Source organism: Clostridium sp. CTA-5 (assembly GCF_054768135.1).
Genome location: NZ_BAAAAT010000001.1, coordinates 912,206 through 938,292, shown reverse-complemented (window position 1 = coordinate 938,292; position 26,087 = coordinate 912,206). Strand labels below are relative to the sequence as shown.

The window sequence follows — 26,087 nt, the reverse complement described above, 5'->3', positions numbered from 1 at the left end:
TTAAATAATTAACTTAGGAAAAAGTTCTTGATTATAAAAATAATGTAGAGGTGTCATAATGAATTTATTAACCGAGAAAATAACAAACATATTATCAAAAGAACAAGATGAAAAATTATTACAAGATGTATTAAATTTTTATCTGTATATGAAACAAAAAAAGAGTAGATGTGAATTAAATGAAGTTAGAGAGAAAATCTGCAATCAGTATGATGAAGGAGAAGAGAGTTCACATTTTAATTCGTTAATAGAAGAGTTAAAATTAAATAATTATATAATATAATTCAATATATTATATTTAATTTAAAGTATTAGACTATAATAAAATTTGTAAAATACAATTTTATTATAATACTAATACTTTTTTATCTTTTGTTTACTAATATATATTATGTTTAAAATAGAAATTTGTTACTATAATATTATTTAAAATATTAGATTTAATATTTTAAGGCTTTATGATATATATTTAAAGTTAAAATTACGCACAAAATACGAATTATTAGCTGGAATAAAACTTTGTATTGTTCGCTAGAAACTACAAAAATACGAAAATTAACTCTAAAATAGTCTAAAAATCACCTGAAACTATTGCAATATATCAAAAGATGACGTATTATAGTTCAGGTGGAAAAATGATTTACGAAAGAGTGATTTAATGAAAAAACTATTTGAAAAGGACGGAATGTTAGATAAATATTTCGGACTTACTAAAAACAATACTAATGTTAAAACAGAAGCTGTTGCAGGACTTACTACTTTTATGACTATGGCTTATATATTAATAGTAAATCCATCTATATTATCAGCAGCAGGTATGGATCCGGGAGCAGTATTTACCGCTACTGCTTTATCAGCAGTAGTTGCAACATTAGTAATGGGACTATATGCTAAATTACCATTTGCTCAAGCGCCAGGAATGGGATTAAATGCATTCTTTGCATTTAATGTAGTTATTGGAATGGGATATTCATATCAATTTGCTTTAACAGCAGTACTTTTAGAAGGTATTATATTTATTTTACTAACTTTATTTAATGTGCGTGAAGCTATTGTTGATTCAATACCTAATAATATTAAAAAAGCTATTTCTGTAGGTATTGGTTTACTTATTTCATTAATAGGACTTGAAGGTGCAGGAGTTATAGTTCATCCAAAAGATAATTCAACAATTTTAGCACTTGGAGATATAACAAGTGGTACAGCATTACTTGCAATTATAGGAATTATAATTACTGGTATTCTTTTAGCTAAGAATGTGAAAGGTGCATTGTTTATAGGAATGCTTGTGACTGCAGTAATAGGAATTCCTTTAGGAATTACACCAGCTCCTACAAGTATTGTGAGTGCACCTCCGTCAATTAAGGATGTTTTATTTGATTTTGAGTGGAATAATATATTTTCTATAGATATGCTTATTGCATTATTTACATTATTATTCATGGATATGTTTGACACTATAGGAACTTTGGTTGGAGTAACAACTAAAGCAAAAATGTTAGATGAAAATGGAAAAGTTCCAAATATAAATAAGGCTCTTTTAGCAGATGCTATAGGAACTACTTTTGGTGCATGTGTTGGTACAAGCACAGTAAGTACATTTGTTGAAAGTGCATCAGGAGTCGCAGAAGGTGGTAGAACAGGATTAACAGCAGTATCTACAGCAATAATGTTTGGATTATCATTATTTTTTGCTCCTATATTTGCATCAATTACTCCAGCAGTAACTTGTTCTGCATTAGTATTGGTTGGATTATTTATGATAGAACCGATAAGAGAAATAAATATTTCAGATTTTACAGAAGCTATTCCAGCATTTTTAACTATAATTATGATGCCATTATCTTATAGTATATCAGATGGGATTGTATTTGGAGTTGTTTCATATATACTATTAAAATTATTTTCAGGAAAAATAAAAGATATTAGTATACCTACAGTAGTCGTAGGATTAATATTCTTATTAAAATTCTTAATATAAGAATATATTTTAGGAAAGATCAGTATTATAAAGATAAATAACTAAGTTGAAAAAACTTTCTCTTAACTTCTTTTGGTTAAGAGAAAGTTTTTTATAATTATATTAACTAATAATTTTATTTAATGAATATAAATACTTCTTTGATTTATTATTTTATTTCTTGTAGTTAAATTAAAATTGATAGAAGTTTTAACATATTACAAAAACAATAATAAGCTAATTGCCATTATAACCATACCACCTACTAATCCATATATTGAAAGATGATGTTCTCCATATTCTCTTGCAGATGGAAGAAGTTCATCAAGGGATATGAAAACCATTATTCCTGCTACTGCACCAAAAATAATACCTAATACTGTATTATTAATAAAAGGCATTAAAATTAAATACCCTATAATAGCCCCTAATGGTTCGGATAGACCAGAAAGAAATGAGTATACAAAAGCTTTTTTCTTATCTCCAGTAGCATAATAAACAGGAACGGATACAGCTATACCTTCTGGTATATTATGAATTGCAATAGCTATAGCTATTGGTATAGCTATAGATGGAGCTTGAAGACCAGAAATAAATGTTGCAAGTCCTTCTGGAAAATTATGAATTGCAATTGCTATTGCAGTAAATAATCCTGTTCTTAAAAGTTTATTGTTTGAATTAACTTTATTTGAATTTAAATCTTCAACTTTATATATATCATGTGGATTTTCTCCAACTGGAATAACTTTATCAATAAGTGCAATAATAAGCATTCCTGCAAAAAATGATATTACTGTAAGCCAAGAGCCAGTTTTTATTCCAAATTGAGATGTAAGAGCATCTTTAGCTTTAAAAAATATTTCAATCATTGATACATAAATCATAACACCAGCTGAAAAACCAAGACTTATAGAAAGAAATTTGGTATTAGTTTTTTTAGCAAAAAAAGCAAAAGCACTTCCTATGCCTGTACACAATCCTGAAAAAAGAGTTAATGAAAAAGCAAATAAAATATCATTCATAGTATCCCTCCTTTGTAAAGAAGATATAATGTTAAAATATTCAATTCAACATTATATCAATTGATATTCAATATCAATATTGTTTTATGATTTATATTATAACGTCTTAAAAGATTTTAATCAATAAAATATTAAATATATTTTTAACAAATATAAATTTAAAGCTATACTACGCATAGTTTTTCTTTATTTATATAATAATTAAGGATAAATCTAAAAATTCTTCACCAATAAAATTTTAATTCTATATTATAATAAAGAAGAGAAAGCAGATGGAGATGAAATGGTGTGGCACAAAATTCAAATTATAAGAATGATTATTCTACAAATAATAAAACTAATACCAATGACACTGATAATAATGCCAATGCGGGTAATAATAATCAAAATATGTCTGAAGATGATATAAATAGTTTGAACTTACTAGAAATAGCAAGATGTATTCAAATAGTAAACATATATGCTGATATCCTTGGTTATATATCAATAATGGAAGGATTTGAATTAATTTATAATAAATATAATAATAATTCAAACTCAGAAGACCTTCCAAATCCAGATTTTTTATCATTGGAAGCAGTAACTTTAGGAGTAATTACAAGATTAATAGCTACACAAATAGGATTCATTAGATATGATGATTTATATAGAAAGTCTACTAATGGAGAAATAACTTTTTCCCTTCAACCTAATATAGATATTAATATTGGAAATGTAATTGGAATTTTATCATCTTATTATATATTGAAAGGTGTAAAAGGAGTTTATGATAGAAATTCTAATCAACCTATATTTGAAGTGTAAATTAAAATGTAAAGATGATAGTGAAAGTTTTATAAATAAAAAATATCATCATAATATTTTACTAATTTCTAATAAAAGTTTAAAAAAATTCGCAAAATATGTTGCAATATTATGTAATATATAGTAAGATAAAGGAGAAGTAAGAAACACATAATGCTAATGATATTTAGCATATCGAATTATATAATTTATATTATATAATAGTGACATATAGTGAGAATCTGTAGCAAGATTTTTACATGGTTATATATAATAGAGAAAACGCCAAGAAATATTGATATATTTCTTAAAGGTGTTTTGTTTATTATCATTCATGTAAAAGTCTTTTTTTTGCACTTTTTTATATTATAAATAGTTTTAATCTTTAAAACCATAACAATATACTTAGTTTATTAATTTTTTATAATATTTAAATTTTAGATATTATAAAGTTTAATCATTTCTTAATTTAAATTCTGCAATTACAAATAAGATTTTGTAAAGGTATATAAAACCATTAATAACTAGATTAGACAAAAAAGTTCAAAATTAAACAAAAATGTGGTAAAATAGTTTGTAAAGGACTATATGGATATTATATTTTATAGTAAATTATAATATTATATTAATAAAAGTTTAGTCAATGATATTTATAAAATATATACTTAAAATCAGAAAGATTAGAATAAGTATATGAAGGTTTATAGATAACGATTTCTAGATTTCAAATGAAAAAATTTCATCTGAGATTAAGATCTTTTTACAATATTAAAAGGGTAAGGTGGTTTTACTGTTATGTCAAACTATAAAGAAAATAACTTTTTGAAAACAGTTTTTTCTTTCTTGAAACCGAAGGAAGATTTAATTAAACAAGATAAATTAAATGATAATGAAAAAAGTATAAACTGTTTAATAGGGAATAATAATTTACAAATTAAAACATGGAAGAAAGAGTATAATCCCTTAAGAAGCATAGTTTTATGGGGATGGGATAGTGATAATAATCCAAGTTTTCTTATACTTTATGGAAAACATGAGTTTAAAAGTACTGAAAGTGATGGAGAATCAATAAATAATATTCTTGAAGATGAAGTTGAATATACAAGTTATGCCTTTTTTAAAGGTAATGAAGGACATTTACCATCTTTTCAATCAGTAAAGATTATAGAAGAAGATGGATATTATAATAGAAATAAAGATGAAGAATTTCCTAAAATGTATTACAAAACTGGTATTAAATATAATTGGTATTGGGATAGAGATGAAAATTATGTAGTGAAAGAATTTAAGAATTTAGAAGAAGAGAATAAAATTAGATTAAATTATTTTACAGAAATAACATATGAAGAATGTGTAGAGAAGATAGAAGCATTAAATATAAATTTTTCTAACTTTAAATTAGCTAAACATCCTAATGAAATTCTTAAATTGGATATAGCATATTATAAGTATTATTTAAATATTTATAACATGCTAAGTCATAAAAATCTTTACATGAGAAAGAAGAATCTAAATCAATTAATTGAAAGTAATCCACCAAAAGAAATATATGATTTGATTTTAAAGCTTGGAAGTACTGAGGTAATATCAGGTTTGTTTTTAGAACTTGCCAAACGAAATAATACATTATTAATAGAAGAAGCGAGAAATATTATTTCATCTAATATAAATTGGGCTGCTGAAAGTTATAATAAGGGTGTAAAAAGATGTATAGATATTTATATAAATTCATTAACTAAAGAATTAAGAGAAAATAGAGAAAATTCAATACGTGAACACCTACATGAAATGGATTTACATCTTATTCATATTGACGGCAAAGATATTCCTAAAAATAAGATACTTGAAGGTGCTAATTATAGAAAATATGCTGCTCAAGATCTTTTAAAAGAATACTATGGAAGATATGATTATGAAAAAGGTGAATGGGTAGAGAATAGAGCTCCTCAGCGTTATAAAAAGGGACTTTATACTGATGGAGTAATGTTAAATACTATTACTCTTAAAAACTCAATAGAAGAAGCAGAAGTTTATGGTTTAGCGGATGTAATTGGGACAATAGCTTATTATTTAGATGCTCCAAGATTAACTTATTATTTTAAAGGCAATGGTAAAAGTAAAGAATTAAAATATTTTAAAAGATATGTAAGAAGAATTATTGATTCTTATGCAAAGAATGATTCGGAAAAATTTATAGAGGCTATGAAATCACTTTTAACAAGTTATACAAAGTATGATTATGTGTGTAAATTTAAAGGTAATTTCCAATTTAATGATTTTATAAAACATTATTTATATTATGACTTTAAAGAAAAGCCTCCAGTTGGTTGGGATAATTGGTATGCTAGGCATGAATGGATGTCAAATGACCAATTAATGAAACTTCAAGGAAGATACGAGTTCATGAAAGAAATATGGGACAACCATTTAGAAGATGTATTATACATTGCTATTAATTCAAATATTGATCATGTATTTAAAGCATGTTATTACATATTAAAGGATTCAGAAAAAACTAATGAACTTATAAGTACTATGTCTTATAAAAAATTAATTGATTTAACTGAAGTTTCTTATGAACCGCTTGGAAATATGTTCAAAGAAATTCTTACAGACAAGATAAATAAAATTAATAAATTTGATTCAAGACTAATGATAGATTTAATTAATAGTAATAGTGAAATTAGTAATGAGCTTGCAATGAGTTTCTTTAAGAGGACTAATGGATTATTTAAATCTAGTGATATAAAAGATTTAATGTTCTTAGATGATCTTGATAAATGGATAAGCTTATTTAAGAATAACCTTCTTTCTTTAGATGAAAATGAATATTTAAACTTTATAAAATCTATTATAGACAATAGTGAAAAATTTGAGAAAGTTAATATTAATTTATCTAAAGATATTAAAGACATATTATCACTTTCTACAAATAAAGTTGAAAATATTTTATTTAATGAAAAAGTTGATTTAATATTACATGTTATTTCCTCAATATTTGAAAAATCTAATATGTCAGAATGGATTGAATTATTTATAGAAGAAGTGATTTTTTCAATTTCATATGAAGAGTTAGAAAACTTACTTAAAGAAATTAATATAGAAAATGAACAAAAAGCAATTTCATTGAGAAATAGACAAGTTATTTCTCTTTTAGAATCTATAAAAAATAATCAATTACCTTCTGATACTCAATTTATAACTATATTAGAATCTGGTACATCTCAAATGATTAAAATATTATTTGAGATTGTTATGAAAAATAGCGAAGAGTTAAGCAAAAGATTTTCTACATTATTAATTATGTTTGAATCTGATGTAACAATACTTAATAAAAAAGCAGAAGAAATTTTTGAAAGTATGGAAAAAGAAAAGCAAAAGAAATTACATGGTATGATAATTGATTCTCCGGTAAATAAAGTTTATTTATTTGGACTTAGAAAATTAGATGAAATCTATGGGGATTTACTTCCTAAAGAATTTATTATTCAAATGTTAGAGCATACCTCTAGTGATATAAAAGCTTATATTTCTAATAAAACAAATGAAATACTTGATAATTTAGGTGATGGAGATGAAGAACTTTTTATGTATTATATAAAGACTTTGATATTCCTTCCTAATAGGATTTCTAAGAGTAAAAATAATATATATGAAGCTATTCCTAAATTTGCAATTAAACATAGAAATAAATTAAAAGAGCTTGAGGAAATTTTATTAGATATTGGAGGTTCTAATATACTTATAGATTCAGAACGTGCACTTGTTGCATTAGCTAAAATAAGAAAGGGGGATATGTCTCTTGAAGGTTAATTATGAATATGCAAGTCCATCAATGTGTATAAATCAAGGAGAACAAACAGTTTTAGGACTTAGTCCTGATCTTTCTAGGGATGAAAAAGTCTCTTTTTTAGGTAAATTAAAGCATCCTCTTATTTTTAGAGATGCAATGCTTATGCTACGTGAGATTGTCGTTTCAGATATGACTCAGAAAAAGAAAGAAAGAGTTGAATTTTTTGAATGGCTTGATGGGGAAATTGAAAGAAGAATTTTAAAACATCAACAATATTTACCTGAGGTTAGAGAAAATCTTAATAAGGATATGAATGTACTATTAGATGAAATAGAAGATAAAAATTCAGATATATTTAAGTTAATTGATATTAAAAATAATCTTAAAAAAGAAATTGATAAACATGATATATGGAACGATTATTATAAGATTGAAAAAGATTTTTGGAAATTTATAAAAGATAGAGATCTTGACCTTTGGTTTGTGCTAGATCCAGTAATAACAGTACATCCGGATCAAGTATCTTTTGAAGCATTTTCTGTAGATGAGTCTACATATGGATGCTTATCAATTGATATGGAAGAATTTGAATTACTTCAAAAACCATCTTTAGGAACAACTAATATAGATTTTTCAGCTAAGTTAGCTAAAGAAATTAAAAGATTTAGAACATATAGTGATGTTGAGCTTTCAGTTAATCCAGAAGGATTTGGAGTGGATAGTGGAGTAATGCCAGAACATATGGAAAAGAAAATAGATCTTCCTGAAACATGGATAAAAGGTTTTAATCAAGTTTCTTCTGCTTCAAGTTTAGGAGGAATAGATATTGAATTATCACCAATAGACATGTATGATATATGTTCATTTTTAAGAAGGCATAAAGCTAAAAAAAGCCCTAGATATATGAAATGGGTATTAGAACCTAACAAACCAGTGAAAATTGTTTTTGAACCATTTGGAACTACTCTTACACTTAAATCAATATATAATGGTGAAAAGAAAAGAGAAGAGAAAATATGGGGAAGAAGACGTTGGTTAGTTTTGGAAAAGATAATTCCTTTAGTTAAATCTTTTAAATTAAGACTTCTTGGATTTGGAATGCCACAATTTATTATAGGAGATATGGGGACTATGAAAATGACTATTGGGTTCTCATCATGGTCTTCTAATGATTGGGTTAAAGGAACAGCTTTTAATATTTTAGGTGGCTTTATAGGTGATGGAAATTATGAAAAAGTTTATAAATTATTAAAAGAAAAACGTTTTGCTTCAATGGAAAATATTTATGAAGAGTTAAATGAAGATTCAAAGAGCATTAATAAAGCTGGAATTGGTATGCTTTTAAGGCGTGGTGAAGGATACTATGATCCAATAAATGATAATATAAGATTTAGAAGATTATGCAATATACCTATTCCAAATGAACTGTATGAGACAACGAGTATGGAACTAAAAGTTCAGGAACATATAGAAGAGGGAATGGATAAGTTTAGTGCTAAAATGACCGAAGATAATGAATTTATTTTTAAACATTCACTAAAAACACCAAATCCTAAATATAAAAAATGGAAATACTATAGAACAGATGATTTTAATAGAGAGTTTGATTTAACAGAAACTTTATTGACAATAGATGAAGATGGCCAAATTTCAAAAGTTAAATGTAATTGTAGAGATTTTAATAAGGGACCTAGAAATATTTCAGCTCCTTGTTCACATATTCTAGCTTTATATATGATGTCTACAAAATTTTTGAAATTAAAATTAGAACCAAATAAAGAATACAAAATTAATGATATTATGGAGACGGTACTATGATGGAGAACCAAGAAAATAATATGGATAACAGAAAAGACTATAGAGAAGCTGTAAATACAATGGGTAAAAAGGAATTTACCCTTATAAAGATGCAAGAGTATGGATTTTGGCCTAAAAATTTACCTACACCTTATGAAAGACAAGAAAGTGAAACAGAAGAACAATACAACGAAAGAAAATGTTTATTAGAAAAATATGAAAAGGTAATTAATGATATTTCTAAGTTATATGAGGAAAAAGATAAAATCAATTTAAAATTAAGAGAGCTTCAAAAAAAGTATGATGAGACTTGGGATTATGAAAGAATTAGGTTAGATGTATCTAAAACTATTATGCAAGAGTCTATTGAGAGACGTGCTGAAAGAAAAAGACAAAGAGAACTTGAAAAAGAGCAGCGTTCTAAAGAATGGAAAAAAGAAAAAGAAAATAAAATTGTATTTATAGGAAAAGGTTATTCTTCTTTACTTTATGATAAAGAAACTGATGAAGATAAGTTATTATCACAAGAATTACCTATTATAAAAGATGATAAAGAATTAGCTAATTTTCTTGGAATAGAATATAAGAAATTAAGATTTTTAGTTTATCATAGAGACGTTATTTCAGTTGATAATTATCATAGGTATACTATCCCTAAGAAAAAGGGAGGAGTTCGTAATATTGCAGCTCCTAAATTAATATTAAAAAACTCACAAAGAATAATTTTAGAAGAAATTTTATCAAAAATTCCTACAAGTAATTATGCACATGGATTTTTAAAAGGAAAATCTGTAGTTTCAGCAGCAAAAGTTCATGTTAAAAAGCCAGAGTTACTTATTAATATTGACCTTGAAGATTTCTTCCCAACTATTACATTTGAAAGAGTGAGAGGAATGTTTAAATCTTTTGGATATTCTGGGTATGTGGCATCTATGTTAGCTATGATTTGTACATATTGTGAGCGTATGAAGGTAGAAGTTAGAGGAGAAGAAAAGTATGTTAAAATATCAGATAGAATTCTTCCTCAAGGGTCACCTGCAAGTCCTATGATTACAAATATTATTTGTGTAAAATTAGATAAAAGATTAAATGGACTAGCATCTAAATATGATTTTATTTATACAAGATATGCAGATGATATGAGTTTTAGCTTCACAGGAGATATTAATGAATTAAAAGTTGGAAGTTTTATAGGGTTAGTATCAAAGATAGTTAAAGAAGAAGGCTTTAATATAAATAAAGATAAAACAAAGTTTTTAAGAAAAAATAATCGTCAATGCATAACAGGCATTGTAATAAACAATGAAGAAATTGGAGTACCTAAAAAGTGGATCAAAATATTAAGAGCTGCAATTTATAATGCAAATAAAGTTAAAGCTAGAGGAGAAATATTATCAAACAAAGTTATAAATGAAATATCAGGTATGACATCATGGGTTAAAAGTGTTAATGAAGAGAGATATAAAGATATTATTAATGATGCTATGAATTTAATAAATAATTAGTTGCTTTTTTATAGTAAAATACTTAATTAGAGGATTGAGTTTCAAATCATTATTAAAAAATTAATATATAAAAACAGTCAAAAAATGTTGAAATTTAGTTTTTAATATGGTATACTTTAACAAGTAAGAAAATTGAAAAATAAACATAGATTTCTTGGCCTTTATGCTGTGGTGTTGCGCCACGGTGGAGATTTGTCAAATACACATCATTAGGTTGCGCGCAATTCGCTACGCTACCAATACTGTGGGCATTAAAAATCGAGCCTTCGGTTATGCCACAGTATTGGTGCTACGCTGAAGTGTCACAACCAAATATAAGAATTGTTAGCAAGAAGTCTATGAGATTATAAGATTACCTTCTGTTTTTAATATTGAAGGTAATCTTTTTTATGATAATTTAAATAAAGTTAAAGATTTCAAAATCTTTGCATATAATAAAATTTATGAATGAACATAATAAATTATAGTAGTTAATTGGAGATGGTAATAATTAAAAGAAACATGTATATATATTTGATATTAACATTATTAGTTATGGTATTAGGATTGCTTTCAAGAAAATTGAATCATATTCCAATGTTTCTTTCAGAATATTCAGGAGATACATTATGGTCTTTAATGATTTTTTTATTAATTTCTTTTATTTTCAATAAAAAATCAACTAAGTTTATTGCTAATTGCTCTATAGTATTTTCATATAGTATTGAATTAAGTCAGCTTTATCATGCATCTTGGATTGATGCTATAAGGAGTACTACATTAGGAGGATTAGTTTTAGGTTTTGGATTTTTATGGAGTGATATTTTATGTTATACAGTTGGAATATTGATAGGAGTAATTTTAGATAAAATAATAGGAAGATTTAATAATTATATTATAAGATAATGATAAGTTTAATATTTTAGAAGCATTTACAGATAATATAAAAAATAATGCAGTACATTATTTATATGTAGTCTATGTGTAAAATAAGAAAATAAAATTCATGTAACGTAGTCTACACAAAATATTTAAGGAAGGAAGTTTTTAAATGAAACATATACTTTGTTATGGAGATTCAAATACATATGGATTTAATCCTGAAAATAATGGACGATATGATTATGATAAGCGTTGGACTGGTGTAATGCAAAATATATTAGGAAATAAGTATAGAGTTATTGAGGAAGGATTGAATAGTCGTACAACTGTTTTAGATGATCCATATTATGATGATATAAAAAATGGTAAAACATATTTTCCAGCATGTATTAAATCTCATTATCCATTAGATTTAATTATTATAATGCTTGGAACAAATGATTTAAAAGAAAAGTTTCATGTACCAGCTTGTGATGTAGCAAAAGGAGCTGCTATTCTTACAAAAATGGCTCTTGATATTACAGCAGAAAAGAGCTTAAGTAATATTCCATCAAAAGTTTTATTAGTATCTCCAATACATATTGGTGAAGGAATTAATACATCCCAATCTGGAGAAGAGTTTGGTTATATGAGAAGTTATGAACTTTCTAGGAATCTTGCAAAGAATTATGAAATAGTTGCTAAGGAATTAAAAGTAGAATTTATTGATGCTTCATTAATTACTAAAGCTTCTGAAATTGATTCACTTCATCTTTCAGAAGAAGGACATAAATTACTAGGAGAAGCACTTGCAAAACGTTGTATTGAAATATTATCTTAAAATCAAATCAATAAATATATTTTTAAGATAACATTTTACATTTTCAATACTAGAATTTGAATTCTATTTTTATAAATATAAAAATAAACAAAATGCTTAATTATTGTATAATATTTTTATCTTGAATAATAATATGGTAGAGATCAACAGATAAATCAGTCAGATTTTTCTTACATATGTTTGAAAATTTAGATGTGTAAAAAATCGATTTTCCACAGTTTCTTAGTGATTTTTTATATATAAAATTAATTGAGGTAAAGAATATGAAAAGAAGCATCAAGTTTATAGTAGGATTTATATTTGTATTTATTATAGGATTGTTTTTGGTTATAAGAAATTTAGCTGAAACCAATAATGGTAAAATTGATATGTATGTGGCATTAAACTTACAGATAGATAAATTTATTAATCCTAAGTCAATTGAAGAGAAGTCAATTGAAGAAATTAGAAGTTACTTAAATAGAGATTCCAATAAAGTCTCAAAAAAACCTATACAGTTTAATATAATTGAAGATAGAAATATAGAAGTAAATTCTCATAAGATACCAATACGTATATATAGACCAGAATCAGAGACAAAACTTCCTATAATTATTTATTCTCATGGTGGAAGTTGGATTGCTGGTAACATTGATACACATGATAATGTTTGTAGAAAGATTTCAAAAAATACAGAAGCAATTGTAATATCTGTAGATTATAGTCTAGCACCAGAAAATCCTTTTCCAAATGGCGTTATTGATGTTTATAATACGTTAGAATGGGTATATAAAAATGCAGCAAGTATAAATGGAGACGAAAAAAATATAGCTCTTGCAGGAGATAGTGCAGGAGGAAATATTACAGCAGCAGTTTCGTTAATGACAAGGAATAAAAAAGGTCCTAACATAATTTGTCAAGTACTTACATATCCATCCACCAATATATTTGAATTAAATACTAAATCGTGGTCTTATTTTTCTAATAAATTCAATATTTCTGAAGAAGAAATGGAAAAGTATATTTCGTTATATGTACCAAGAGATGAGGATAGAAAGAGTCCATATGCATCACCACTTTTAGCTAAAGATTTTAAAGGTTTACCAAACACTCTTGTAATAACAGCAGAAATTGATCCACTTAGGGATGAGGGAGAAGCTTATGGTAATAAGTTGAAAGAGGTTGGAATTAATGTAGAGATGATAAGAGTCACTGGTGTTACTCATGGATTTATTACAATGGATAAGATAACACCGAAGGCTGATGAGGCATTAAAGCAGACTTCTTTATATTTAAAAAAGGAATTTGATAAAAATAAAGAATAATTATAATTTAAGCATTAAATTAAATGGTATTTTTATTAAAAATACTAAAATATAATTAAAATATATTGTCCAAAATATACCCTAATAGTATAATTGTACAGGAAAACATAGAATATATTATTAATTAGGGGGATGAACCAATGAAAAGCTTTAAAAAACTACTTTTAGCTTTGTTTATATTTTGTGGAATAGCACTGTTAAATCCAGTAAAAACTAATGCAGCTTGGAGACAAAACTCAACAGGATGGTGGTATACAGAAGGTAATTCTTGTTCAACAGGTTGGAAATTAATTGATGGAAATTGGTATTATTTTTATTCAGATGGATACATGGCACATGATACAACTATTGACGGATATTATTTAAATTCTAGTGGAGCATGGACTAACGGTGTTAGTAATATAGAATTTTTTAGGGCAGAACAAAAAGTAAAAGAATATCTTGCAAATAACGGAAAGCGTATTGCGAGTAGAATTGAATATGACCATATAGAAGGAAATTCTTATGTAATTCACTGTTATGACATAGTTAAAGGGCATGCAGTAACAAGTGGTTGGTATTATGTAGACAAATCTAATGGAAATGTTAAATCAATGTTTTAAAATCATAAAAGCTAGGAAAAAATCTTTTCCTAGCTTTTTTAAATGAGTTGAAACATTTCTATGAAATTACGAGAAATATTTGATAAAGTTTTATTTTTAGGCCATATTAATCTTAAATAGGATTCAATAGAAGGCTCTAATATCTTTTTTATTTTTAGGTTACCAGTAGGCAATATATTAGATGCAGTAAGAGGTAAAATCGAAATGCCTATTCCAGCTTTAGCCCAACTTAATGAAGTAATAATATCATCATTTCTACATATTATCTTTGGTTCAAATCCAAGTTTATTACAAGCATTTTTTATAATTTCATCATATCTTCGGTTAATTATTAATGGTTTATCTTTTAAATCTTTAAGAAAAACTGTATTACCTTTAGTGGTATCATAGAATTCATCTTTTGCAATTGCGACAAAGTAGTCATTTATATTGTTTTTTAGATTATCTTTAATTACAAAAGAATTGTACAAAGAAGTATTAAAAGGTTCTCTAACAAATCCAACATCAATTAATCCATTATTCAATAGTTCCATTATTTTAAAACTATTACACTCATATATTTCATACTCTATTTTAGGATATTTTTTACTAAATTCCTTTATCTTTTGTGGTAATACATTAATTCCTGAGGAACAAACTGTTCCTATACCTAATGTTCCTTTAAAACTATCATTGAGATTTTTCATTTCATTTACAGTTGATTTATATAACTCAAGTAATTGTTCAGATTTATTTTGGAGTAAAATACCAGCTTCTGTTAATTCTAAACTTCTACTTGTTCTATTAAACAAAACTACTCCAAGTTCTTCTTCTAATAATTTAAGTTGTTTACTTAATGGCGGTTGAGAAATATTTAATTTTTTTGCTGCTGAAGTTATATGTCCTTCTTCAGCTATGGTTAGAAAGTATTTAAGTTGTCTTATATCCATTATTATTCACCTATTTATTTATATCTTTTGAGTATAAATCTATTCCTAATATGTATTTTAAATATAGATTTTCTATTGATATAATAATAAAGAATAAATTATATTTTTACAAGTAAAGATAAATAATTAAAAATTACTTAAAAGTGTAAATTTACATGAAAAGAAGGGTTAATATGAACAAAAAATTTATAAGGCTATTTGCAGCTGGACATTTAGTAACAGACATTTATCAAGGAGCATTACCAGCAATGTTACCATTTTTAATATCAGAAAAAAATCTAAGTTATGCAGCAGCTGCTTTTTTGATTTTTGCAGCTAATGCAAGTTCATCAATAATACAGCCTTTATTTGGAATTTATGCAGATAAAATTTCACTTCCATGGGCACTAGGAACAGGAGTATTGTTAGGAGGCATTGGAATTGGATTGTCAGGAATTATCAGTAGTTATAATGTAATATTTGCTTTAGTAGCTTTAAGTGGAATAGGAATAGCACTATATCATCCTGAAGGTGCAAGACTTACAAATAAATTTTCAGGAGAAAATAAAACGACAGCTGTTAGTGAATTTGCAGCAGGAGGAAATATTGGATTTGCATTAGGTCCAATAATAACAACAATTGTTTTATCATTTTGTGGTTTAAATGGAACAATAATATTATGCATTCCAGCAATAATTATGGGAATAATTCTTTTATATCAATCAAGACACTTTTCATATGGTGAACATGAAAAAGTTAGTGAAGATAATTCTATAAATTATAAAAAAGAAGCAAAAGTTGATGATTGGAGAGGATTTGGAAGGCTTACAGTTACACTTCTTTGCAGATCTACAGTATTCTTTGGAATTAACACATTTTTAGCTCTTTATTTTGTACATGTGTTAAAGCAATCAGAAGTATATGGAAGTATAGCATTATCTACATTAATTGTTGTAGGTGCGGTTGGAACATTATTCTCAGGAAAACTTGCTGATAAAGTTGGAAATAAGAAAATAATAATTCTTGGATATTCTGGATTATTTCCATTATTAATAGCATTTTTAAATATTAAAAACCCTATAATAGTCAGTATTATCTTAATTCCATTAGGATTTTTCTTATATATGCCATATAGTCCTATGGTAGCACTTGGACAAAAGTATCTTCCAAATCATGTTGGACTAGCTTCAGGAGTAACAATGGGGTTAGGAGTAACAATGGGTGGAATTGTATCTCCAATACTTGGATGGGTTTCAGATAATTATGGAATACATACTGCGTTAAGTGCTTTAATAATAATGCCAATATTTGCAGTAGTCTTAGCAAGAAAGTTACCTATACCTAATGAGGATATAAATAATAAAGGAAAGGGAGAAAAAATAAGAGTAAATATTAAAAAGATATCAAATGAAAGCTTAAATATATAAAATAATATATTTTTACCAGGTGATTAATTCAATAGAAGTACTCTAAAACTAGATGAATAAACGGTTTAGTTGAGTTTTAAAACAATTTAGTCAATATTTTGAAATCACTTGGTAAAATTTTTGTAATGTGTTAGTATTACTGTATTAGAGAAATTTTGACATTTTAAGAATGGCTTATTTTCAATGGATTAACATTAACATGAGATGTATTTAAATATAATATTTAAAAGACAAATATCACCACAAAAAAGGATTAACATTAACACGAGGTGTACTTAAATTTTGTTATATGAAAAGCCAACTATAATAAGTATAAAAGATATTTTAGAAAAGAATTAAGCTAAACTTTAAAATTTAGTAAAATTGTGATATAATTGACATGGTTATAATATTTCCTATAAAGCTATATGTAGTTAATTTTATTAATATATAGTTTTATAGGAAATATTTTTGTTAGAGATTTATTTTATTAATAAATACCAAGGCATTATATTAAATAAAAAAACAGTAAGGATGTATGATATATGAATAAATTTATTATAACAACTGATACAACAGCAGATTTACCGAAGAGCTATTTACAAGAGAATAATATAGGACTATTAGCAATGTCTTTTCAAATGGAAGGTAAGGAATACTCAGGAGATGAAGATTTAGATATAAAAGATTTTTATGATAAAATGCGTTCAGGACTAATGCCAACAACAGCTCAAGTTAATCCTGAACAAGCAAGAAGAAAATTTGAGGGATATTTAAAAGAAGGATATGATGTTTTACATATTTCATTTTCTTCAGCACTTAGTGGAAGTTATAACAATACTAGGCTTGCAGCTATTGAATTAGAGGAAGAATATAAAGATAACAAAGTTATAGTTGTAGATTCTTTAAGTGTTTCATTAGGTGAAGGCCTTTTAGTTAATAAAGCGGTACAATTAAAAAAAGAAGGTAAAAGTATTGAAGAAACATTTAATTGGTTAGAGAAAAATAAGCTTAATGTATGTCAATACTTTACTGTAGATGATCTTAATCATTTATATAGAGGTGGACGTGTGTCAAAAACTACAGCAATTCTTGGAACTGCTATTGGTATAAAGCCAATTATTCATGTAAATGATGAAGGAAAACTTGTTCCTATATCAAAAACAAGAGGACGTAAGCAATCTTTAAATAAATTACTTGATAGTATGGAAAAATTAATGGGAAATTATAAATCTGAAAATGACATAGTATTTATAAGTCATGGTGATGCAAAAGAAGAAGCTGAAATTGTAGCTGATAAAATTAAAGAGAGATTTGGGTTTGAAACATTTTTAATTAACAATATAGGTCCTATTATTGGATCACATTCTGGTCCAGGAACAGTTGCAGTGTTCTTTATGGGAGAAAATAGAAAACTATAATAAAATTAATTATATTAGAACTAAAATAATAAAAAGAGATACAATTTAGTAAACTGTACTTTTTGTTAAGGACAGTTTATAGAGAAGTATCTTTTTTTATTATGTATAAATAAGTTATGTAAAAATTAAAAAATTGATATATATGTATATCCTAACTGCACATTTATAAAGTTAATTATCTATCTTTAGTCAAAAAATATATAAATATTAGGTAAGAAATGAAAAGAAGAAAAGTTAATTTTAAAATTGGTAGAAATAAAACATTTCTAATTAACATATATTTATGATATAAAGGTAACATAATATGTTTTTAATAAAGTTTATATTTTAGTGGAAATAAAATTAAAAATTAGTTACTTTTAAATAAGATTACTTGCTTTAGAAACAAAAAATATAATTAAATTAATTTTGATGGGGGAATATATAATTGAATGGAGTAGTAGTACCTATTAATAAAATAATAGAAAATTATAAAAATGCTGACATAGATTTTGAAAATATGAGTTTAGAAACTTTAAAAAAATATGCAGAAAGAGGTAACAAAAAAGCTGAAAATGCTTTAGGAGATAGATATTATAATGGAGATGATATAAAACAAAATTATGAAGAAGCTGTTAAATGGTATAAAAAATCAGCTAATCAGGGATATGATGTAGCACAATACAATCTTGGAGATATGTACTATAATGGCTACGGAATAGAGCAAGATTATAACCAAACTATTAAATGGTTTAAAAAAGCAGCTAAGCAAGGTAATTCTAATGCTCAATGTAATTTAGGATGCATGTATGAAGAAGGACAAGGTGTTGATATTGATTATAAAGCTGCAATTAAATGGTATAAAAAAGCAGCTGATCAAAATGATTTTTATGCACAGTATAACTTAGGAAACATGTATATGTATGGCAAAGGTGTAGATAATAATTATAAAGAAGCATTTGATTTATATGAACAATGTGCTAAACAAGGTTATGTAAAAGCACAAAATATATTAGGATATATGTATGAAGAGGGTATTGGAGTAGAACAAAATTATAAAGAGGCAGTAAAATTGTATGAGGAAGCATCGTATCAAGATTATCCTTATGCACAATATAATTTAGCAGGAATGTACTATAGAGGTAAGGGTGTTAATCAAGATTATAAAAAAGCATATCATTGGTATAAAAGAGCTGCTGAACTAGGATTACAAGAGGGTATAAATGCTTTAAAAGAAAAGTTTTAAAAAGAAGTTTAGAAAGAGGATATTATATGAAAATAATGACATTCAATCTAAGATGTGATTTTTTTCTAGATTTTAATAACAGGTGGGATATAAGGAAAAACTTAGTTTTTGATATAATACATAATTATGATTGTGATATTATTGGCACTCAAGAGGCTACAAATAAAATGTTTGAGGATATATCCAATAATATTTCTGAATATAATATTATTGGTAATCCTAGAAGTAAAAAATTATTTTCAGAAAGAAATGATCTGTTAATATCTAAAGAGAATAAAATTATAGATTATAAAACTTTTTGGTTATCAGAAACGCCAGAAAAAGTAGGAAGTTCTAAATGGTACTCAGTTTTCCCAAGAATATGCACAACAGCTATATTGGAATTAAAAAATGGCAAAAAAATTAGGGTTTGTAATTCTCATTTAGATTGTTTTTTTCCTAAGGCAAGAACTTATGAATTAAATAAACTTGTAGAGTTCATTAAAAAAGAGCAAGAAATAGAAGAACTTCCATTAATAATCATGGGTGATTTTAATTCTAATCCTAATAGTAAATTAATTAAGAATTTTACAAGTAATAAAATTTGCAATAAAAGACTTGTAGCCGTACAAGAAGTGAACAAGGATTTATATAATAAGGCAACAATGGGACATTTTAAAGGAAAGGAAAATGGAACACATATTGATTATATTTTTGTATCAGAGGAATTTGAAATAGTTGATGTAGAAATAATAAAATATAATATTGATGGAAAGTATCCATCAGATCACTATCCTTTAATGGCAGAGGTAAATATAAATTAATTATATAAATAGAAATAAGGTTTACTCATTAATTAACTAATAAAGTGAGGAACTTATATAGAAAATTTATTAGAATAGTAAAAGACTATCTCAAATTTATTTGAGATAGTCTTTTACTATTCTTTGTACATAAGTAGAAATAATATTTTAAGATAAGTGTATTTATTGAGAAACAGGTTCTTTTGAAATAACTTCTTTTGAAACTGTTTCCGTATCTTTAGCTAATATAATAGTGGCAGCTAATATTAGTGCAGTACCCATGAGTAATTCAATAGATAATTTTTCACTTAAAAATATTACTCCTAGTATTATACTAACTATAGGTTCAAAAGTACCTAATATAGATGTAGATGATGTACCAATTAATTCTATAGCTTTAAGAAATAATATTACAGATATTATTGTTGAAATAACTGATATCCCTAGATATGAACCAATTATCTTTGAGTTAAATTCTAATACTATAGATTTTGTAAATAGTCCATATACAGTCATGCCTAAAGTGGCACCTATACACATATACATAGTTGAAATTTTATTATCTATTGATTTTATACAATCAAGACCTAAGATAATAACATTACCTGCATATGCTACTCCAGAAAATAATGCTAAAAATACTCCAAATGCATTTAATGTTTGATTTTCAAATGCAATAAGTGAATAAACACCAATACCTGAAAGTAACAATGATAAAACCTTTTTTTTACTGATTTTTTCTTTGAAAAATATAAATCCAAAAATGCAAACAGCTGTTGGATATATAAAATGAAGAGTAGTAGCTAGTCCACCACCTAAATATTTATAAGAAATAAATAAAGCTTGAGTTATAACAGTATAACCTATAATTCCAATTAATAATAAAAGTAAAAGTTGCTTTCTTTCTAGAGTGAGTTTTACTTTTTTATAAAAAAGATATATAAATAGAATTAGTGCTGATAATAAAAATCTAAATATTAACACTGTTGTTGGATTAGAGCCATTATTATAAGATACTGATGCAAATATAGGCAAAAGTCCAAATGCTGCAGATGATAAAATTGCGTATAATATGCCTTTATAAGAATTCAATAAAATCTTCCCCCTTTTTTATTTTTAATAGAAATAAATTTATATGCTATTTAGAATATATAAATATTAAGTAATTCGTATAAATTTATTTGAATTTTAAATTTGTTTATAGTATGCTTATGCACAGTAAATGTTAAAAAAGTTTCATTATAGATTATAGTTAATTTTGTTTTTATAAGCAATAATAATAAAAAAATAATTACTAAATATTTAATTTAATTACTATATAATTAAAATTAAGTATTAATGGTATAATATAACTGTATTTTTAAAGCAGTATTTATGTTGTATAAAATATAGCATAAATATATGAAAGTAAAGTATGAGGAGGAAGTAATAATGGAATTAAATTGGAGCTTAAAAGAAATATATACATCATTTAATAGTAAGGAGTTTAAGGACGATGTTGAAAAACTTACTAAAACAATAGAAGATATTAAGTTTTGGACAGAAAAAGTTATAAGTAATAATGAAAATCTAGTGTCTAAGCTTGAAGAATATATAAATTATTTTACAAGTTTCACAGAATTAGCGAATAAACTTTCTATATATATAAATCTTAGTTTAAGTGTAAATACAAAGGACAAAGATGCATTAAAGTATTCTGACATAATAGAAAATAAGTTAACAGTAATTGTAGAACCTTCAACTAAACTTCAAAGATGGATAAGTAAAATAGAGGATATAGATGGTGTTATAAAAAAATCAAATTTACTTAAAGAACATGAATTTGTATTAAAAAGTTTAGTGGAATCAAGTAAGTATTTACTTAGTGATAAAGAGGAAACCATATTAGCTAGTATGAAGAACACTGGATCTAATGCTTGGCTTAAACTTAAGGACAATTTAATATCTACACTAAAAGTAGATATAGATCAAGATGGAGAAAATAAAGAATTACCATTAACTGTTGTTTTAAATATGGCTTATGATAAAGAAGAGAAGATAAGAAAGAAAGCATATGAAGCTGAAATAAAATCTTATTCTAAGGTAGAAGATGGGGTAGCGGCAGCACTTAATGGAATAAAAGGGGAAGTATTAACAGTTTGTGATTTAAGAGGTTATAAATCTCCACTTGAACAAACAATTTTAGAATCAAGAATGGATGAAGAATCATTAAATTCTATGATTTCTGCAATGAAAGAAAGTCTTCCTATATTTAGAAAGTATTTAAGAAGAAAAGGTGAAATGTTAGGACATAAAAATGGTTTACCATTTTATGATTTATATGCTCCAATTAATAATGCAGATATGAAATTTTCTTATGAAGATGCAACTAAATTTGTTGAAAAGAACTTTAGAACGTTTAGTGATAATTTAGCAGATTTTGCAAAGAAAGCTATTGATAATTCATGGATAGATGTTAAACCTAAATCAGGAAAAGTTGGGGGAGCATTCTGCGAAAATCTTCACTTTATTGGAGAAAGCAGATTTTTACTTAATTATGGGGATAGTTTTGGTGATGTTGTAACACTTGCCCATGAATTAGGCCATGGATTTCATGGTGAATGTCTGAAGAATGAAACTATATTAAATTCAGATTATCCAATGCCAATAGCTGAGACAGCATCAACTTTTTGTGAAACAATAATAAAAAAAGCTGCAATTAATGAGGCTACAGAAGAAGAAGCATTATCAATATTAGAAACAGAAATAAGTGATTGTACTCAAGTAATTGTTGATATATATTCTAGATTTTTATTTGAGAAGGCATTTTTTGAAGCAAGAAAAGAAAGTGCTTTAAGTGTAGAGGAAATTAAAGAACTTATGTTAAATGCCCAAAGGGAAGCTTATGGAGATGGATTAGATCCTAATTATTTACATCCATATATGTGGACTTGGAAACCACATTATTATTACGCAGACAGTAACTTTTATAATTTCCCTTATGCATTTGGATTATTATTTGCTAAAGGTTTATATGCTGAATATATAAAAAGAGGAAAATCTTTCTCTAAGGATTATGAGAAACTTCTTTCAATTACTGGAAAAAATAAAATTGCCGATGTAACAAAAATTATGGGAATTGATATTCATGATAAGGAATTTTGGAAGAATTCTTTGAAGATTGTTCAAGATGATATAGAAAGATTTATAGAATTAAGTTATAAATAAATCTTATATAATGTTTAATCCTCAAATTAAAACATAAAATATGTTTTAATTTGGGGATTGTTATAAAATAAGTAATTTAAAGAAATCTGTATAAAAATGCAGATATTTTTATTATTTAACCCTAAATTAAATATAATATAAAATAATAAAAAGAAACTAACTTTGACCTTCTTTGACCTTAGATATATAATAAAGTTGTAAAGAAAATAAATATTAAATATCTAAAAGGAGGACTTTAGTATGTTTGGATTAATACCATTTAAAAAATATGGAGTAAAATCTACAGGAGATTCATTTGAAGATTTTATAACAGGATTTTTCAATGATGATTTCTTTAGTAAAACAACTGCAATAGGTAATTTTACAGCTGATATTAAAGAAACCTCAAACGAATATATATTACAAGCTGATTTACCAGGTGTAAATAAGGAAGATATAAATATAGAATATAGAAATAATTATTTAACTATATCTGCAAAAAGAAATGAAGTAATAAATGAAGATAACAATAATTATATTAGAAGAGAACGTCATTATGGAGAAGTTTCAAGGAGTTTTTATGTAGATAATATTGATAGAAATTTAATTAGAGCTAAATTTGAAAATGGTGAGTTATATGTAACATTACCAAAAATCAATAAAATTATAGATTCAGGAAGTAGAATAGAAATAGAATAATAAAGAAACTATAGATATGATTGATTAAATGGATAGTCATATCTATAGTTTCTTTTGTGTTAAATACATTTTTAACTTATATAAGGAAATTTTATTAATGATATTGTATAATAAAGATATAAATAAAGAATCATTATTAATTATTAGAAAACGTTATCTTAAAAGTTTGATTTATATGCTTACATTTATATAGTAATTCTATAAACAAGCTATTGGGTAAATACATTATTAGAAAGGAAAATTTTAAATTATGGATATAACAAGTTGTGTTCAACTAAGTAATGGAATTAAAATGCCTTTACTTGGTTTTGGTACTTATAAGGTGGAGTCTGGAGAAAGTGTAATTAATTCTGTAAAAGAAGCTTTAAAGATTGGATATAGACATATAGACACGGCTGCTTTTTATGGGAATGAAGAAGGTGTTGGTATTGCTATAAAAGAAAGTGGTATTAAAAGAGAAGATATATTTTTAGTAAGTAAGGTTTGGAATACTGAACAAGGTTATGAAAAGACTATAAAATCGTTTGAAGATTCATTAAAAAGGTTAGGAACAGATTACTTAGATTTATTTTTAATTCATTGGCCTCAACCATTACACAAAGAGACATGGAAAGCTTTAGAGAAGCTTTATAATGAAGGCAGAGTTAAAGCTATAGGAGTAAGTAATTACACTGTAAATCATTTAAAGGATTTATTAAAAGACTCAGAGATTTCTCCAATGGTAAATCAAATAGAATTTCATCCAAAACTAATTCAATCTGAGTTAATGGATTTTTGTAATAAAAACAATATACAAATAGAAGCTTGGTCACCACTAATGAGGGGTGGTATTTTTAAAATTAAACTTCTAGATGAATTATCAAAAAAATATAAAAAAACCATTTCTCAAATTGTGTTAAGATGGGATTTACAAATGGGAGTAGTTACTATTCCAAAATCAATAAAACCATCTAGAATAAAGGAAAATGCAGATATATTTGATTTTGAATTAACAAATGAAGACATGAAGAGAATTAATGAATTAAATGAAAAACTTAGGTGTGGATCTAATCCTGATATTATTTATTCTCAAGGTCATAAATAGAATATATAGATATAATTAAAAGAAATAAATTAGCATTAAGAAAATAATGTTAATTTATTTCTCTTTTTTTGCATAAAAACAACAAATTATTCTAATAATAAAATATAATCTACTATCTTAGGAGGAAAATATGAAAAAACTAATTAAAAATATTTTTATTGTATTACTATCATTTGTTACATTTGTATCATTTATAAGTATACATACATTAGCAGAAACAAATGAATCAACTTATTCTAAATCTTATGAGAAGATTATTGAAACTATGAAAGAAGATATTAACAATTTAAGTAAATCTAATGATTTAAATAGTGATTTTTTATATACAATGATAATACATAATAAGGTATCTGTATCAATGTTAGAAAATATGATAAAATTTGGAAAGAATTCTGATATTAAGAATTTTGCAAAATCATCACTGAAGGAAGAGCTTTTATCTAATGAGAGGATTGAATATATTACAGCTAATTTAGGTGAGGATTCTATTTTTGATTTAGATAAACAAGAGAATTACAATAAGCTTAACAATGAAATTTATATTAAAGCTAAAAATGAAATGGAAAAGTATAAAGATAAGAAAAATATTAATAAGTCGTTTTTAAAAAGCTTTATTGTACATAATGAAAGCGTAATTAAAATGTGTGATAATATATTAAAATATACAAACAATAAAGAAGTGGAAGATGCAGCAACAAATATAAAAAAAGTAAAAAGTAAGCAAATAGACAAGATGAAAAAATTTTTAAAAGCAGTATAAAATTTAAATATAAGCTATTCTAGAATTAAGTAAATAACATTTTTTATGTTTATTAATCAGCTTAATATTAGGGTAGCTTATTTTTTATAAGTAATTAATATAACGTTAGTGTAACATACCTTTAACAATAAACAACACAATAAAATAAAAGAAAAAACTAAAAGAATAA

The 26,087-nt window shown here is 25.5% G+C and carries 21 protein-coding genes; 18 read left to right on the top strand and 3 right to left on the bottom strand.

Features of this window, described 5'->3' with window-relative positions; all coding sequences use genetic code 11:
- The first annotated feature begins 58 nt into the window (after positions 1–58).
- Complete coding sequence (locus ACYUET_RS04330; RefSeq protein ID WP_460278014.1) at positions 59–283, top strand: hypothetical protein; 225 nt, start codon at positions 59–61, stop codon at positions 281–283.
- A 375-nt stretch (positions 284–658) separates the two neighbouring features.
- Positions 659–1,981 carry an NCS2 family permease gene (locus ACYUET_RS04325; RefSeq protein WP_460278013.1) on the top strand — a complete coding sequence of 441 codons (1,323 nt, stop codon included), beginning with the start codon at positions 659–661 and terminating at the stop codon, positions 1,979–1,981.
- Between the two features lie 197 nt (positions 1,982–2,178).
- Here the strand turns inward: ACYUET_RS04325 and zupT are convergent, their stop codons facing one another.
- Positions 2,179–2,982, bottom strand: coding sequence for a zinc transporter ZupT (gene zupT, locus ACYUET_RS04320; RefSeq protein ID WP_460278012.1), 804 nt, complete (start codon positions 2,980–2,982; stop codon positions 2,179–2,181).
- A gap of 288 nt (positions 2,983–3,270) precedes the next feature.
- On the opposite strand from zupT, the gene ACYUET_RS04315 reads away from it, so the two are divergent.
- The 8 genes from ACYUET_RS04315 (at position 3,271) to ACYUET_RS04280 (ending at position 14,447) form a co-directional block, all read left to right on the top strand.
- Positions 3,271–3,786, top strand: coding sequence for a hypothetical protein (locus tag ACYUET_RS04315; RefSeq protein WP_460278011.1), 516 nt, complete (start codon positions 3,271–3,273; stop codon positions 3,784–3,786).
- 774 nt (positions 3,787–4,560) lie between these two features.
- A complete protein-coding gene (locus tag ACYUET_RS04310) occupies positions 4,561–7,578 on the top strand; it encodes a hypothetical protein (protein ID WP_460278010.1) in 3,018 nt (1,005 codons plus the stop codon).
- On the top strand, positions 7,568–9,376 hold the full coding sequence (locus ACYUET_RS04305; RefSeq protein ID WP_460278009.1) for an SWIM zinc finger family protein: 1,809 nt from the start codon (positions 7,568–7,570) through the stop codon (positions 9,374–9,376). The genes ACYUET_RS04310 and ACYUET_RS04305 overlap by 11 nt, the downstream gene beginning before the upstream one ends.
- Positions 9,373–10,860 (top strand): reverse transcriptase family protein, encoded by a 1,488-nt coding sequence (locus ACYUET_RS04300; RefSeq protein ID WP_460278008.1) that lies wholly within the window; start codon positions 9,373–9,375, stop codon positions 10,858–10,860. The genes ACYUET_RS04305 and ACYUET_RS04300 overlap by 4 nt, the downstream gene beginning before the upstream one ends.
- A 480-nt stretch (positions 10,861–11,340) precedes the next feature.
- Entirely contained in the window at positions 11,341–11,745 is a 405-nt protein-coding gene (locus ACYUET_RS04295) for a ribosomal maturation YjgA family protein (protein ID WP_460278007.1), read from the top strand.
- A 145-nt stretch (positions 11,746–11,890) separates the two neighbouring features.
- Positions 11,891–12,541 carry an SGNH/GDSL hydrolase family protein gene (locus tag ACYUET_RS04290; RefSeq protein ID WP_460278006.1) on the top strand — a complete coding sequence of 217 codons (651 nt, stop codon included), beginning with the start codon at positions 11,891–11,893 and terminating at the stop codon, positions 12,539–12,541.
- 263 nt (positions 12,542–12,804) lie between these two features.
- Positions 12,805–13,845, top strand: a complete 1,041-nt coding sequence (locus tag ACYUET_RS04285; protein ID WP_460278005.1) for an alpha/beta hydrolase — start codon at positions 12,805–12,807, stop codon at positions 13,843–13,845.
- 140 nt (positions 13,846–13,985) lie between these two features.
- Positions 13,986–14,447, top strand: a complete 462-nt coding sequence (locus ACYUET_RS04280) for a hypothetical protein (protein ID WP_460278004.1) — start codon at positions 13,986–13,988, stop codon at positions 14,445–14,447.
- Positions 14,448–14,485: 38 nt separating this feature from the next.
- On the opposite strand, the gene ACYUET_RS04275 is transcribed toward ACYUET_RS04280, so the two are convergent.
- The gene (locus ACYUET_RS04275) at positions 14,486–15,376 is read right to left on the bottom strand and encodes a LysR family transcriptional regulator (protein ID WP_460278003.1); all 891 of its coding nucleotides are present in this window, start codon (positions 15,374–15,376) and stop codon (positions 14,486–14,488) included.
- Between the two features lie 173 nt (positions 15,377–15,549).
- Here ACYUET_RS04275 and ACYUET_RS04270 point away from each other — a divergent pair, with 173 nt between their 5' ends.
- From ACYUET_RS04270 to ACYUET_RS04255, 4 genes are all read left to right on the top strand, one after another.
- Complete coding sequence (locus tag ACYUET_RS04270; protein ID WP_460278002.1) at positions 15,550–16,782, top strand: MFS transporter; 1,233 nt, start codon at positions 15,550–15,552, stop codon at positions 16,780–16,782.
- A gap of 524 nt (positions 16,783–17,306) precedes the next feature.
- Positions 17,307–18,182 carry a DegV family protein gene (locus tag ACYUET_RS04265; protein WP_460278001.1) on the top strand — a complete coding sequence of 292 codons (876 nt, stop codon included), beginning with the start codon at positions 17,307–17,309 and terminating at the stop codon, positions 18,180–18,182.
- 427 nt (positions 18,183–18,609) lie between these two features.
- Positions 18,610–19,407 (top strand): tetratricopeptide repeat protein, encoded by a 798-nt coding sequence (locus ACYUET_RS04260; RefSeq protein ID WP_460278000.1) that lies wholly within the window; start codon positions 18,610–18,612, stop codon positions 19,405–19,407.
- Positions 19,408–19,433: 26 nt separating this feature from the next.
- Positions 19,434–20,210, top strand: coding sequence for an endonuclease/exonuclease/phosphatase family protein (locus tag ACYUET_RS04255; RefSeq protein WP_460277999.1), 777 nt, complete (start codon positions 19,434–19,436; stop codon positions 20,208–20,210).
- 162 nt (positions 20,211–20,372) lie between these two features.
- On the opposite strand, the gene ACYUET_RS04250 is transcribed toward ACYUET_RS04255, so the two are convergent.
- A complete protein-coding gene (locus ACYUET_RS04250) occupies positions 20,373–21,281 on the bottom strand; it encodes a DMT family transporter (protein WP_460277998.1) in 909 nt (302 codons plus the stop codon).
- Positions 21,282–21,620: 339 nt separating this feature from the next.
- On the opposite strand from ACYUET_RS04250, the gene ACYUET_RS04245 reads away from it, so the two are divergent.
- From ACYUET_RS04245 to ACYUET_RS04230, 4 genes are all read left to right on the top strand, one after another.
- On the top strand, positions 21,621–23,396 hold the full coding sequence (locus tag ACYUET_RS04245; RefSeq protein ID WP_460277997.1) for a M3 family oligoendopeptidase: 1,776 nt from the start codon (positions 21,621–21,623) through the stop codon (positions 23,394–23,396).
- A 240-nt stretch (positions 23,397–23,636) separates the two neighbouring features.
- Positions 23,637–24,074 carry an Hsp20/alpha crystallin family protein gene (locus ACYUET_RS04240; protein ID WP_460277996.1) on the top strand — a complete coding sequence of 146 codons (438 nt, stop codon included), beginning with the start codon at positions 23,637–23,639 and terminating at the stop codon, positions 24,072–24,074.
- 247 nt (positions 24,075–24,321) lie between these two features.
- A complete protein-coding gene (locus ACYUET_RS04235) occupies positions 24,322–25,158 on the top strand; it encodes an aldo/keto reductase (protein ID WP_460278239.1) in 837 nt (278 codons plus the stop codon).
- Positions 25,159–25,288: 130 nt separating this feature from the next.
- Positions 25,289–25,918 carry a DUF305 domain-containing protein gene (locus tag ACYUET_RS04230; protein ID WP_460277995.1) on the top strand — a complete coding sequence of 210 codons (630 nt, stop codon included), beginning with the start codon at positions 25,289–25,291 and terminating at the stop codon, positions 25,916–25,918.
- The last annotated feature ends 169 nt before the right edge of the window (positions 25,919–26,087 follow it).